Origin of the sequence: Spirosoma sp. (assembly GCF_026391055.1) — a bacterium.
In the GTDB taxonomy this organism is placed as follows: domain Bacteria; phylum Bacteroidota; class Bacteroidia; order Cytophagales; family Spirosomataceae; genus Spirosoma.
Genome location: NZ_JAPLET010000015.1, coordinates 652,627 through 665,170 on the forward strand (window position 1 = coordinate 652,627; position 12,544 = coordinate 665,170).

11 protein-coding genes are annotated in these 12,544 nt (G+C 48.5%); 5 read left to right on the plus strand and 6 right to left on the minus strand.

The annotated features are described in order from the left end of the window. Positions 1–104 precede the first annotated feature (104 nt). Positions 105–2,327, plus strand: a complete 2,223-nt coding sequence (locus tag NT073_RS08180; protein ID WP_297371534.1) for a DPP IV N-terminal domain-containing protein — start codon at positions 105–107, stop codon at positions 2,325–2,327. Between the two features lie 231 nt (positions 2,328–2,558). Then, the gene (locus NT073_RS08185; protein ID WP_297371536.1) at positions 2,559–2,879 is read left to right on the plus strand and encodes a hypothetical protein; all 321 of its coding nucleotides are present in this window, start codon (positions 2,559–2,561) and stop codon (positions 2,877–2,879) included. 110 nt (positions 2,880–2,989) lie between these two features. On the opposite strand, the gene ruvA is transcribed toward NT073_RS08185, so the two are convergent. From ruvA to NT073_RS08210, 5 genes are all read right to left on the minus strand, one after another. Further along, a complete protein-coding gene (gene ruvA / locus NT073_RS08190; protein WP_297371538.1) occupies positions 2,990–3,586 on the minus strand; it encodes a Holliday junction branch migration protein RuvA in 597 nt (198 codons plus the stop codon). Between the two features lie 111 nt (positions 3,587–3,697). Beyond that, positions 3,698–5,284, minus strand: coding sequence for a lytic transglycosylase domain-containing protein (locus NT073_RS08195; RefSeq protein ID WP_297371540.1), 1,587 nt, complete (start codon positions 5,282–5,284; stop codon positions 3,698–3,700). 91 nt (positions 5,285–5,375) lie between these two features. Then, positions 5,376–6,815 (minus strand): Asp-tRNA(Asn)/Glu-tRNA(Gln) amidotransferase subunit GatA, encoded by a 1,440-nt coding sequence (gene gatA / locus NT073_RS08200; protein ID WP_297371542.1) that lies wholly within the window; start codon positions 6,813–6,815, stop codon positions 5,376–5,378. A gap of 98 nt (positions 6,816–6,913) precedes the next feature. After that, positions 6,914–7,117 (minus strand): twin-arginine translocase TatA/TatE family subunit, encoded by a 204-nt coding sequence (locus tag NT073_RS08205; protein WP_012928982.1) that lies wholly within the window; start codon positions 7,115–7,117, stop codon positions 6,914–6,916. Positions 7,118–7,331: 214 nt separating this feature from the next. Beyond that, positions 7,332–7,793, minus strand: coding sequence for a YkvA family protein (locus NT073_RS08210; protein ID WP_297371545.1), 462 nt, complete (start codon positions 7,791–7,793; stop codon positions 7,332–7,334). Between the two features lie 192 nt (positions 7,794–7,985). Here NT073_RS08210 and mdh point away from each other — a divergent pair, with 192 nt between their 5' ends. The 3 genes from mdh to NT073_RS08225 all read left to right on the plus strand — a co-directional run bounded on the left by mdh (position 7,986) and on the right by NT073_RS08225 (position 10,819). Then, positions 7,986–8,927: a malate dehydrogenase gene (gene mdh / locus NT073_RS08215; RefSeq protein WP_097126681.1), complete on the plus strand. Its 942-nt coding sequence runs from the start codon at positions 7,986–7,988 to the stop codon at positions 8,925–8,927. Between the two features lie 151 nt (positions 8,928–9,078). Then, positions 9,079–9,921, plus strand: coding sequence for a hypothetical protein (locus NT073_RS08220; protein ID WP_297371549.1), 843 nt, complete (start codon positions 9,079–9,081; stop codon positions 9,919–9,921). A 238-nt stretch (positions 9,922–10,159) separates the two neighbouring features. Then, a complete protein-coding gene (locus NT073_RS08225; RefSeq protein ID WP_297371551.1) occupies positions 10,160–10,819 on the plus strand; it encodes a hypothetical protein in 660 nt (219 codons plus the stop codon). A gap of 104 nt (positions 10,820–10,923) precedes the next feature. On the opposite strand, the gene NT073_RS08230 is transcribed toward NT073_RS08225, so the two are convergent. After that, positions 10,924–12,393 carry a hypothetical protein gene (locus tag NT073_RS08230; RefSeq protein ID WP_297371555.1) on the minus strand — a complete coding sequence of 490 codons (1,470 nt, stop codon included), beginning with the start codon at positions 12,391–12,393 and terminating at the stop codon, positions 10,924–10,926. Positions 12,394–12,544: the final 151 nt, after the last annotated feature.

Sequence of the window (12,544 nt, forward strand, 5' to 3'; positions counted from 1 at the left end):
TCACAAAACGAGTTCGCAAGATGTCTTTTGAGGAGCAGCGGTCGCATCAGCATCAAATCCTAAATTTTAGTAGCTTTGACTCTTTGATAAGTTCTATATACTTCATGAGTAATCGCAAACTATCCGGATGGTTGCTTGGGGCAACCATCCTGCTTACCCATCTGGCAACGGCACAGTCTGCCAAACAGCCGTATTCTAATCTTCAGCAGGCTATTTTTTCGGGAGGACAGCTCAATGGCTCGTCGGGGCCGCGCTCCGTTAACTGGATTGAAGGCGGTAGCAAGTTTTCCTTTATTGACGGACAAAGCACTATAAAGACGCTCTCCCCAAAAGACCAGAAGGAAGAAGTGGTTTTTGACGGGAGCCAGCTCAAGTTTCCCGGCACCGATAAAGCCTTTACCTACGGCTCATTTCAATGGTCAAAGGATTCAAAGAACATTCTGTTTCAGTCGAACTTTCGGCCCGTTTACCGGCGGTCGGGTATTTCGGATTATTACGTATATGCCGTAGCCGACAAGAGCCTGAAGCTCGTGGCCAAAGACGCCCAAACCGCCGAGTTGGCTCCCGATGGTAGTAAAGTGGGCTACGAGCGGGGCGGTAACCTGTTTGTTTTCGATTTTGCCACCCAAAAAGAGACCCAGCTTACCGACGATGCCAAAGCCGCTTTCTACAACGGACGCTTCGGTTGGGCCTACGAAGAAGAGTTTGGCCTCGCGCAGGCCTGGGACTGGTCGCCGGACAGCAAGTTTATTGCCTTCTGGCAGTCCGACGAGCGGGAAGTTCCTATCTACAAACTGACTGATTACAAAGGCTTTGACGAAAAGTTCGATTCATTGCCCTACCCGCGCGTAGGCGACAAAAATCCAGCCGTTCGGATTGGTGTCATTGAAATCGCCAATAAAGCAAAACAGTGGATGAAGGTAGATTTAGGAGATGGCTATATCCCCCGCATCTACTGGACGTCGCAGGAGGGCCAACTGGCGCTGATGCACCTGAACCGGAAGCAGAACCACCTGCGGCTGTTCATGACAAACGCCCGCACAGGAGAAGCCCGGCAGATCATGGAAGAAAAGTCGACCACCTGGGTCGATGTGTTCGACTTTTTTGCTGGGATCAATCACCTGATCTATTTCCCGGCGGGTGTGCAGGAGTTCTACTGGGTATCGGATCGGGATGGATTCGCACATCTGTATCGCTACGATTATACCGGCAAATTGCTCAATGCCGTAACCAGCGGCAAGTGGGAGGTGAGCTATGTTCATCACATCGATCCCAAAACAAAGAAAGTTTATTTCACCTCAACCGAGGCATCGCCCCTGGAGCGGCAGTTGTTTGTCGTCGACGTCGATGGCAAGAACAAGCGTCGGCTGACAACTGTACCGGGTAAGCACGCGGTCAACTTCTCGCCCAACGGTCAGTATTTCATTGATCGGTATTCGAATATATCAACGCCTACACAGGTCGAACTGCGGGATGTAAAAGGCCAGTTGATCAAAGCGCTTGAAACGAACAAAAAGGTGTCAGATTATGTGGCCAGTCATGGCTATTCGCCCAAGGAGTTGACTCATTTTACCACCACCGATGGGCAGCAGATTGACATCTCGATCATCAAACCAGCAGACTTTGATCCTAACAAAAAGTATCCGGTAGTAATGGATATTTACGGTGGACCGGGAGCGCAGTCGGTGTACAATGAGTTTTCTACAACAGGTTGGCACCAGTGGCTGGCTCAAACGGGCTACATTGTTGTGGGGGTCAATAACCGGGGCAGCGGGGGCTATGGCCGCGAATTTGAGAAAGTCGTTTACGAAAAACTAGGTAAATACGAGAGCCTTGACTTCGCCGAAGCAGCCGCGTATCTGGCCAAACAATCGTGGGTAGATGGAAACCGGATGGCCATTCGTGGGCATAGCTACGGTGGATACATGAGCAGCTACACGATGCTGACCCACCCCGGCGTCTTTAAAGTATCGCTGGTTGGCGCCCCCGTTACCGACTGGCGTCTGTACGATTCCATTTATACCGAGCGGTATATGGGCCTGATTCCCGAAAATGAAGAAAAGTACAAAGTCAGTGCCGTGACGTCTTACGCTAAAAACCTAGCCGGGAAAATGTTCATTGCCCATTCGACAATGGACGAAAATGTTCACGTTCGAAATACGTTCCAGCTAATGAACGCCCTCGAGGACGCTGGCAAGGATGCCGACCTGCGCATTTATCCGCCCGGTGCGCATGGGGTTGCCTATAGTTCGGGTACACAATTGTTGCTCTATCAGCAATACACAACCTACCTCGAAACAAATTTGAAAGGGAGCCCTCTAAATTAAGATAGGATTAAAATGAAAAGCCCGGCTATTGAATAGCCGGGCTTTTTTAATTGCTACTATTTGTCGATTATGTTCTGTTTGTCAAGTACTTATTAATTTATACTTAATTTCTATAGTTTTTGTAGGATAAATACTTATTTATTCTGCTGATGAACATATTTATACAGTGCTGGTTTGACATTACAGAACTGCTTTTTGGTTCGTTTTCTTACTACACAAACTGTAAACGTTATGAAAAAATTGATCATCGCTGCCGCTGCCTGCGCCCTGCTGGCAATAGCTCAACCCACCAATGCCCAGGCCGTTCAGGAGGGAAAAGCTGCTAAGAAAGAGATGAAGGCTGAGAAGAAAGTGGCTAAAGCACAAGAATACAAGATGGAAGCCCGGACCCATAAAGGGCTGGAAGTCAAAGGGATTTCGGACCCTAAAACCCGGATGGCCAAAGCGGATAGAAAAATGGAGAAAGCCGAGAAGAAAGTAATAAAAGGAGAGGCCAAGGAATTGAAAGCTGTTGCAAAAGAAAAGCAGAAGCAGGCTGCCGGTGTAAACTAAGGCCCTTTTATCGGAAAGTACAAAACTCATTTACCCATTCACTTACACAGTAAAGCGGAGGAAAGCAGCAATGCCGTCCTCCGCTTTTTATGTTACTTATACCTAGACGTTTAAGGCTGTCGCAATGCCCGCCGGATTACATCTTCAACGCTGAGCGTTGGATCGGCTCGCAGGGCATCGTCTACACTCTTTTCGGCGGTTGGCTTGGGGAAACCAAGGGCTACCAAAGCCGCCAGCGATTCTTCCCGAATGGGGTTAGCCGCCGGTTGCTGGCGATACGATGGCCCATCGGGTACCACGCCTGCCCGTTTCATCTTATCGCGCAGTTCCAGAATAATACGCTGGGCTGTTTTAGCACCAATGCCCTTGATGGCTTGTACCGCTCGGACATTTTCGCCCAGAATCGCCAGTCGTAAATCGCCCGGCTGCATAGCCGACAGCATACCCAGCGCCGTATTCGGGCCAACGCCCGACACACCGATCAGGTCAAGGAATAAGCTTTTCTCATCCGCATTCGCGAAGCCATATAAGGATTGTGAATCTTCACGGAAAAGGTGATGAATGAAGAGTTTAATCCGGTCGCCACCACCGGGTAACACTGTGTATGTCTGGAGTGATATATGTACTAAATAGCCGATGCCATGGACGTCAATAATGGCATGGGTAGCTTCTTTATAGGACAGAGTTCCGTCTAGGTAAGCGATCATTCGTGAGCTGGAAAAGCTTGTTTTTAAGGTAGTTATCGTAGAGTAAAGATACGAAAAACCCACGACTTTTGGGTAAAAGGTCGTGGGTTAGTTCGGTTGGAGTGAGCTTACTTAACCCACAATGAGTTTCTGGCCGGGGCGTAATGAATTGCTTCGAATGTGGTTCATTCGCTTAAGCTGGTCGATAGTCAGATCGTACCGCTGAACGATGTTCCAGAGGGTATCGCCACTTTGTACCCGATGGTAGCGGGGTTTGTAATGCTTCGACTTCGCCAATACTTCGGCTTTTTTGCGGCTTTTGGCTGTTCCCTGATCGGCCAGGCGCTCAGCACGGGTTTCGGCAACCTCTTTCAGGATAACCAGTTTCTGCCCACGCCGGATACTCGTAGACCGTAAATGGTTCCAGCGTTTAAGATCGTAAGGTTCAACGTTGTACCGGTTGGCAATTTGCAATAAGTTATCGCCTTTTCTAACGACGTAGGTTTGCTTTTGGGGCTTACGCAACACCACCGTTTCGATGTCTTCTTCGGGTTCGTCGGCCGATTCTGCATTGGCAAGTTTCGCGCCCGCTTTTCCCCGCTCTGCCAGCATCTCTTCTGTCAGCGTTTCTTCCAGGCGTATTCGCGCCAGTGGGTTTCTGCTTAGTTCCTTCCAGGCACCCATTGAATCGGTGCCATACCGAACGTCTTCAGCACTTGCCAGCAGGATGTGTTCCATGACATTTGGACGTCGGCTTGCGGAATCCAGAATAGCACGTCTGCGGCTGGTGAAATAGCTGTACTGCTCCCGTGGTACTCGCAGCGGGTATCGGTTTGTATAGTCAGGTAAAATGGTCGTTGTGATGGCCGGATTCATCTTTTGCAGATCGGCCAGCGGCATAGTGCTGTGTTTGGCAAAGGTTTCGAGGTTGAAGTAACCGCTCACCTGAATGGTATCGTGGGGAATGGGATACTCGTAATTCTCAGCCACAATACCGTGATCGTTAGCGTGGTTCATCAAATAGGTAAACGCCACGAATTGCGGTACATATCCGCGGGTCTCTTTCGGCAGTGCATCGTAAATGGTGTAAAACGAATCTCCTCCCGACCGGCGCATGGCGCGTTTAACGGCACCAGGACCACAGTTATAACCGGCCATCGCCAGTTCCCAGTCGCCAAAGATATTGTATAGATCGCGCAGGTATTTACAGGCAGCCTCGGTTGCTTTAACGGGATCCATCCGCTCATCTACATAATCATCCTGATACAGGCGTAGATCGCGGCCGGTGCCGGGCATGATCTGCCACAGACCTCCGGCACCAGCCCTCGAAATGGCCCGCGGATTCAGAGCCGACTCGACAATGGATAAGTATTTCAGTTCATCCGGAAGACCATATTGAGCCAGCATGCGCTCATAGAGCGGGAAAAAAAGCGGCATTCGCTCCAGCATTGTCTTGGTAGTGCTGGCTTTACGGAACGTGAAATAGTCCACATAAGCCTGTACAGCCTTGTGATAATTCAATGGAATGGACTTTTGCAACTTGGCCAGTCGCTCACGTAACAAACTGTCGGGCACCGTTGGTACCAGGGCAATAGTGTCTTTCTTGACGATTGTACTGTCCAGTTGAATCGGAGTTTTGGCTTGGGTGCCTGTAGTCAGGCCAACCAGCACCATACTCATCAGCCCAAATATCAGCAGGCTACGGTTCAGGTAGTTCATATAGGTTTCGTTCAGTTACGTTTTTAATGCAGACGGTCTTCCGTCCTGCCGGAAACTTGCTTTGAGCAATTAAAGCGTCTTTCCAGCCGTGTTACATACTTTTTGCCAGAGCTACTAAAGCTTCCTCTGCAAAAGGTGGAGCCATCAGTTGTATCCCAATTGGTAACCCGTTGGCATCTGCTCCGGCTGGAATAGATATGGCCGGGTAACCAATTACATTAGCCTGCACCGTAAAAATATCGGCGAGGTACATTTGCAGTGGGTCATCGTTGGCGCTTCCGCCAGTCTTTTCGCCTAATCGAAAGGCGGGTGTCGGTGTGGTGGGCGATAGTAAAAAATCGTATTGCTCAAAAAGCTGTTCGGTTTCCTGACGAATTAGTCGGCGAACCTGCTGGGCTTTGGTGTAGTACGCATCATAATAGCTGGCACTTAACGCAAATGTGCCCAGCAGAATGCGTTTACGAACTTCAGCGCCGAATCCTTCAGTGCGGCTTTTTTTGTACAACGACAAAAGGTCCAAAGCTGGTGTGTCGTTGGATAGACTTCTGTAACCATACCGCACGCCATCAAAGCGGGATAGGTTGGAAGAGGCTTCGGCCGTAGTTAAGATATAATACGTCGGCAGCAGGTATTTAATAAGCGATATATCAACGGGTTCTACCGTATGACCGGCCTGCCGAAGTGCATCAATCTTGGTCCGGGTCGCTTCCCGAATGGATTGATCGACGCCCGAGCTTTCGATGCCATCGCGCAGATAAGCGATACGGAGCGGTCGATCTGGCAGGGTTGCCCGTGAGTAAGCCGAAACGGGCTGGCTCGAAACGGTGCTGTCGAACGCATCGGGACCGGCCATGATTTCGAGCAAAAGAGCCGCATCCTCAACGGTATTGGCAATCGGGCCGATGCAATCGAAAGAGGAGGCATAGGCGATCAGGCCCCACCGGCTAATGCGGCCATAGGTTGGTTTAAGGCCCACAACCCCACAAAATGCGGCCGGCTGACGAACCGAGCCGCCAGTATCGGAACCAATGCTGGCCAGACAAAGTCCCGCCTGAACCGCTACCGCCGATCCGCCACTCGACCCGCCCGGTACGCGGCTGGTATCGGCAGCATTAAGAACAGGGCCAAACGAGGAATTTTCATTTGATGAGCCCATCGCAAACTCATCGCAGTTTTGCCGGCCAATGATAATGACATCTTCATCAAGCAGGCGCTGAACAGCCGTGGCCGTAAACTGAGCCGTGAAATTTTCCAGAATTTTGCTGCCAGCCCGGACACCGTGGCCAGTATAACTCAGTACATCTTTTATGCCAATGACCATACCGGCTAACCGACCGGCTGTTCCGGCGGCTAGTTTCTGATCTACAGCTTCGGCCTGTTGACGGGCTTCGCTGGCATATACTTCGGTGAATACATTGAGATGACTATTCTCGTCGATACGGACGAGGTACTGCTCTACCAGTTGCTGGCAGGTAAGGGAGCCGTTATGAAGGTCGGCCTGAACAGTGGAGAAGTTACGGTATAGTGTCAAAACAGAGGATATGACTTGAAAACCCTATAAAGCAGAAACAGACAACCAAGCGGCTCCGGTTTGGGGCAGCTTAATTGTCTGTCTATAAATGAAGCGGATTATTTCTCCGACTCTTTCAGACCTTCTTCGATATTTTCGCGAACGTCTTTGGTAGCGTCTTTGAATTCTTTGATGCCTTTACCAAGTCCCCGTGCGAGTTCGGGAATCTTTTTAGCGCCAAACAACAGGAGCAATGCCAGGAAGATAAAAATCATTTCCTGACCGCCCAAACCCATAAATGCCAAAATGTTTGCCGAAATCATGTTACCTGGGATTTGAATGTATGCAAAATTAACAAAACTCTCTCGTACAATCTATTAAAACTCAGTGAAACTTACGCAGCAATCCTCCGTTTGGTTTTGTAATTACTGTTTAAAGTTGCATCCGGTTGCCGGATATTTACCTGAACAATGTTCCCGGTATTAAATGAGAACAACGCTATTGTAAACCTTAAACGGAAAATTTGCCCCGTTTTACTCACCCAATCTTAATAGTTTTGACCGGCTGGGTCGTCATTTCTCCCGTAGCGGCCGTCGTTTGTTCCCACTGGCGGAACTTCTCAATATCATCTTTTATGCCGCTGAACAGCCAGAGCATCAGGGCTATATCGTCCGTTAACCCCACAATTGGCAGGAAGTCGGGAAGAATGTCGATGGGCGACACAAAATAAATAAGTACGGCAATAACGCGGATGAGGGTCTTCCAGGGCAACTGGCGATACTCACCCGAGGCATAAGCTTTCAGCAGACGTGTTACAATACCCAGTTGCTCACGAAAGACAGCTATGTTGCTGCCCGACAAGCCACCGCTCTTGTTCAGTGCATCCCGGATTAACTGATATAGACTCCGGGAGTTACGGGCATAGCGAACAGCGCCGACGTTAGCGCGTTTAAAGAAAATAGAGGTTAAAATCCTCGAAATAAGACTTTTGTTTGCCATTGTTATTCGTGTGGTTCGTGTCAGCAGCTAACCGACAACGCAAATTATAGTGAATGTTTAACAAAAATAATTCACTGAATAATTAATAAACGTTGGAACGGACTATAAGTTTTAATTGGTGCATTGTGGTTTGTCTTGATGGTGAGACGTACTTTTGCGAACGTTTGTTAACCCTTTAATTCCGAATACTGTATGAAAGTTACCGTAGTAGGCGCCGGGGCCGTTGGAGCCACCTGCGCCGATAACATCGCCCGCCGGGAACTCGCCCATGAAGTCGTTTTATTAGATATTAAAGAAGGTATCAGTGAAGGTAAGTCGCTGGATATGCTTCAGGCGTCAACCTTGCTCGACTGCGATATAAAGCTGACGGGCTCTACCAATGATTATGAGAAAACGGCCGGTTCCGATGTTGTCGTGATCACCTCAGGTTTGCCCCGTAAGCCCGGCATGACCCGTGAAGATCTGATCGGTATCAACGCAGGTATTGTAAAAGGCGTTACCGAAAACATTTTGAAATACTCGCCCGATGCAATTTTCATTATCATCTCCAACCCAATGGATACGATGACCTACCTGGCGCTGAAAGCATCAGGTTTGCCAAAGAACCGGGTTATTGGTTTGGGTGGTGCGCTGGATTCGGCTCGTTTCAAAACGTACCTGTCGCTGGCACTGGAGTGCTCGCCCAACGATTTACAGGCATCGGTTATCGGTGGTCACGGCGACACGACCATGATCCCGCTGACACGTCTGGCTACGAAAGCCGGTGTGCCGGTAAGCCAGTTCCTGGATGAGGATACGCTGAAGAAAGTAGCTGCTGATACGATGGTAGGCGGTGCCACACTGACCGGCCTGATCGGTACATCGGCCTGGTACGCGCCGGGTGCCGCTGGCGCTTATATGGTGGAAGCCATCGTGCGCGACCAGAAGCGGATCATTCCCTCCTGCGTTTTGCTGGAAGGCGAATACGGACAGTCGGATATCTGCCTTGGCGTTCCGGTTGTATTGGGCCGTAATGGTTGGGAAGAAATCATCGATTACAAACTAACCGACGAAGAGCAGGCCGCCTTCAACAAATCGGCCGACGCCGTTCGGAACATGAATGGCGTACTAAGCACGCTGAATATTGGGGTGTAGTCGGTAACTACTTGTCATAAAAAAGCGCTTTGCATAAATTTGTGCAAAGCGCTTTTTTATGACAAGTTAGGTCATCAATATTGCTTATTACGCGTTATTAGCCTTCTTTACGGTCAAGATTAATTGTAGCCACACACTTAAACGTTTTAATATGCGGTACTTATTATTCATTTATATTAGTCTTCATGCTAGTCTTGCAAAAGGCCAACTCGACACTATCTACACGAATAAAGAAAAAATTGCCTGTTCTGTTAAGGAAGTCACTCCAGATGCTATTCAATTTACTTATCCCAACGAGACAATAGTAAATTCTCTTTATAAAAATACAATACAAAAAGTGGTCTTCCGCTCTGGGCGAACACAGGTTTTTTCTGAATCGTCGCCCTTAATAGAAATTGACGGTATCGAAGATTATGGTAAGGTGACTATCACACAGGTCGAGGGCGAACTGAAAGGGCTTTATAAAATAGGTGAAGTCAGCTCTTCCTCTCGTGGTGGTACTGCTTATTCAAATGTTGATCGAGTAAAAGAACGGGCATTGAATAAACTGAAAATGGAAGCTGTCATGCGTGGAGCTAACTTAATCTACATGGCTTATCAGAAAACAGAGGGCAATCGTTATGGCGGGTACTTCCAGTCAGCAAAAGCTGCTGAAACAATATATAGTGGCGTTGCCTACTCCAATAATCTGCTAAAAAAGCAGGAGTTAATTGACAGATTATCAGGTGCTGACTTTCTTGTGTCTGATAAGCAGATCGTTTTGCTTAAGGGAATGGCTATTTATAAGGCGGAGTATTCTCTTGAATATATTAAGACTGATATACGGATATTGCGTGTTTATGAGGAAGGGAGTCAACTCTTTGTTGAAGCTAAAATTCGCAATTTCGAAAGTAGCGCGTTTCGAGTTGTTCGGTTTAATGACAGCACGTTCACGCTGCTTGCCGAAGACAAAAATAAAATCATGAATTTTATTGTTCCATTCAAAAGCCAATAGCAAGTACTTGAATAGAATGGCGCTAGTCGTTCGGAACATGCATGGTGTACTGAGCACGCTGAACATTGGTGTGTAGTCGATAGCCCGCCTTCATCGCTAAAAAACAAAAACCGGTCAGAACGATCGGTTTTTGTTTTTTAGCGATTCAACACACGAAAATGGCTTTTCATGAGAATACCGATGGTCTTACGGACCGGTTACATTTAACTATGCATCGGTTTTCAAAAAATTCTTCCTCATGAAATACCTTATTACAACCGCTTTTATTCTAGGGACAACTGTGGCCAGCATAGCCCAAACCCGCGAAATCTACACCAATTCAAATTTCAGCACGCTGGCCAAAGATCATAAAGTGCTAGCGATTCTGCCTTTCAAAACAGCCCTTCAACTGCGACCTAAAGAGGTCGAAAAAAACGGGGGACCAGCAGGTGTCGCTGCGCTTGAAAAGCGCGAAGGACTAGGCGTACAAAGCGCGGTTCATTCATACTTTTTAAAGCGAAAAGAAAGTAACGACCTCAACATTGATGTGCAGGACCCCGCACGAACCAATGCTTTACTGGAACGGAATGCTGTTACCTACGAAACCTTGTCAGGATTTACGGCTGAAGAATTAGCCAAGATACTAAACGTTGACGCCATCGTTTCGGGTACGTTCGAAAGCACCCAACCTATGTCAAATGGGGCAGCTGTGGCTATGGCGCTTACCATTGGTTATGGCGGCCCAACAAATACGGGAAAAGCAACCATCAGTATCAACGATGGGAAAACAGGTGAACTGCTTTGGAAATACGACAAAACGCTTTCGCGTGGGTTTGGCAGCAATACCGGTACCATCATTACAACAATAATGCGTAAGGCTTCACGGCAGTTACCTTACGATAAGGATTTTAAAAATTAGCTTGATCGCCGATGAAGTAAAAATCCCCCGCCAGAACATCGGCGGGGAATTTTTACTTTAGGTCTTGCCGTCACAAAGCCGCCAGCCTGATATTCAATAGCCAATTAAATGAAAATCTGGTATTGCAGCGTCAATTGTCCGCGTCGGCCACCGGCTGAGAGTGGCGACGTAGATGAAGAGGGTTCATAATAAGGTCGGTTCTGGTAGTCGAGCGTGAACTTGCCGTTATGGCCTTTAATGAGGTAGTTCAGGCCGACGTTATACACGCCGAGCGTATTGGTAACGCGCTGGTAGTTGGCTAGCTGAGCCTGTACATAAGGCATCAGCGTGCCGTTGCCCGCGCCGAATAAATCTCGTCTCATCAGATAGCCGACTTGGCCGTATACCACACTGCCCGTGCCGAACATTGGAAACGTATTGCCCTGGGTGTTGCCTAAGCCACCGGGGCGCTGGGCCGCTGCAATGTCGCTGGCGGGGTTAAGTGCTCCGTTGAAACGCAGGTAATTATTGCCGTAATCGGTATGGAAATAGCCAAGGTATGCGTTGATGGCCGTTCCTTTCGCTTTGTTCAGCGGCCTGTCCATGTACGCGGCTACCGACCATAAGTTCATGTTCTCATAAACCGTATCGCCCGGTGCTGCCAGATGAACCATTGCTTTTTTCTGGGTAATGAAACCGGCCTCGAGGTTAAGTATGCGTCGGGCACCGAGGTAAGTGCCCGTAATATAGCCCGGAACCTGATTCGTCTCCTTGTCGAGGAACTGCCACATGAACAGGCCCTGAAACTGCTTGTTATGCCCTTTTAGCGCAAAAATAGAATTGGGGCCGTAGGTCGGCAGGGCAGCACCGTTTGTCTGAATAGGAAACGGATCGCTCATGACAACCCGGTAGTCGAGATGACCAACCTGACCACGGGCGTAAAGACTTAGCTTTCGGGAAAACTCATCCGTCTGGTCGACGGTAGCCTGCGCAAACACGGGTACGTCCATGGTCATGATACTGCTCACACTGGGGGATGAAAAGCGGGATAGTCCGTTGACAATCGTTAATCCACCCCCAATTTTCAGGTAATCTTTATTTTTCCAGACCACGTATTCACTCACGGCATCGTGGAAGAAAGCCTGAATTTTCCGGTTCGATGAGCCGGTCTGGTTAAAGCCGCCATTCAGGTAGTTGAAATTGTTCATTCCGAACTGGAGGTACAGAAAGACGTGGTCGCTGATCTGGCCGAATAATTGCATCCGGGTGCGACGAAGGCCAATAGACAGGGTGTTGTCTTTAGGTACGCCAATTACCGTTGAGCCGGGGTTGCTTTGGTTGAACTGAAGCCAGGTCTGGTTTAAAAACGTCGCTTTAAAAAAATGAGAGCCCGATTCGTTCAGGTTGTACTTCAACTCGTTCTTCTCTGCTGCCGGCTTTGGGGCGGGTGCCTGATTGGCTTTTTCAGAGACGATGATTGATGGTGTTGGCTTCTTCGTTGTGTCGGCGGGCAAGGTGGTGGACTGCTGAGCAAAGGCTAACTGACTTGACAACAGCAACGCACTTACCCAAACAGGTTTCATAGATGTATTCATGTATCGGTAACTATGGTAATAAACAAAGCTATCGCCGTTACCCGGAACAGAAGGCGTGTAGCAGTTAAATTGTAATTAAACTTAGGGTAGGGGTAGCTAATCTGCCTGAAAACGCTTAGAAATTGGCAAAAAAAGAGCCGCCTGCTTATAA

What these genes read in the sequence shown, in the direction of transcription:
- NT073_RS08180 (WP_297371534.1), top strand. Translation starts at nt 105, where the DNA reads ATGAGTAATCGCAAACTATCCGGATGGTTGCTTGGGGCAACCATCCTG.
- NT073_RS08185 (WP_297371536.1), top strand. Translation starts at nt 2,559, where the DNA reads ATGAAAAAATTGATCATCGCTGCCGCTGCCTGCGCCCTGCTGGCAATA.
- ruvA (WP_297371538.1), bottom strand. Translation starts at nt 3,586, where the DNA reads ATGATCGCTTACCTAGACGGAACTCTGTCCTATAAAGAAGCTACCCAT.
- NT073_RS08195 (WP_297371540.1), bottom strand. Translation starts at nt 5,284, where the DNA reads ATGAACTACCTGAACCGTAGCCTGCTGATATTTGGGCTGATGAGTATG.
- NT073_RS08205 (WP_012928982.1), bottom strand. Translation starts at nt 7,117, where the DNA reads ATGATTTCGGCAAACATTTTGGCATTTATGGGTTTGGGCGGTCAGGAA.
- NT073_RS08210 (WP_297371545.1), bottom strand. Translation starts at nt 7,793, where the DNA reads ATGGCAAACAAAAGTCTTATTTCGAGGATTTTAACCTCTATTTTCTTT.
- mdh (WP_097126681.1), top strand. Translation starts at nt 7,986, where the DNA reads ATGAAAGTTACCGTAGTAGGCGCCGGGGCCGTTGGAGCCACCTGCGCC.
- NT073_RS08220 (WP_297371549.1), top strand. Translation starts at nt 9,079, where the DNA reads ATGCGGTACTTATTATTCATTTATATTAGTCTTCATGCTAGTCTTGCA.
- NT073_RS08225 (WP_297371551.1), top strand. Translation starts at nt 10,160, where the DNA reads ATGAAATACCTTATTACAACCGCTTTTATTCTAGGGACAACTGTGGCC.
- NT073_RS08230 (WP_297371555.1), bottom strand. Translation starts at nt 12,393, where the DNA reads ATGAATACATCTATGAAACCTGTTTGGGTAAGTGCGTTGCTGTTGTCA.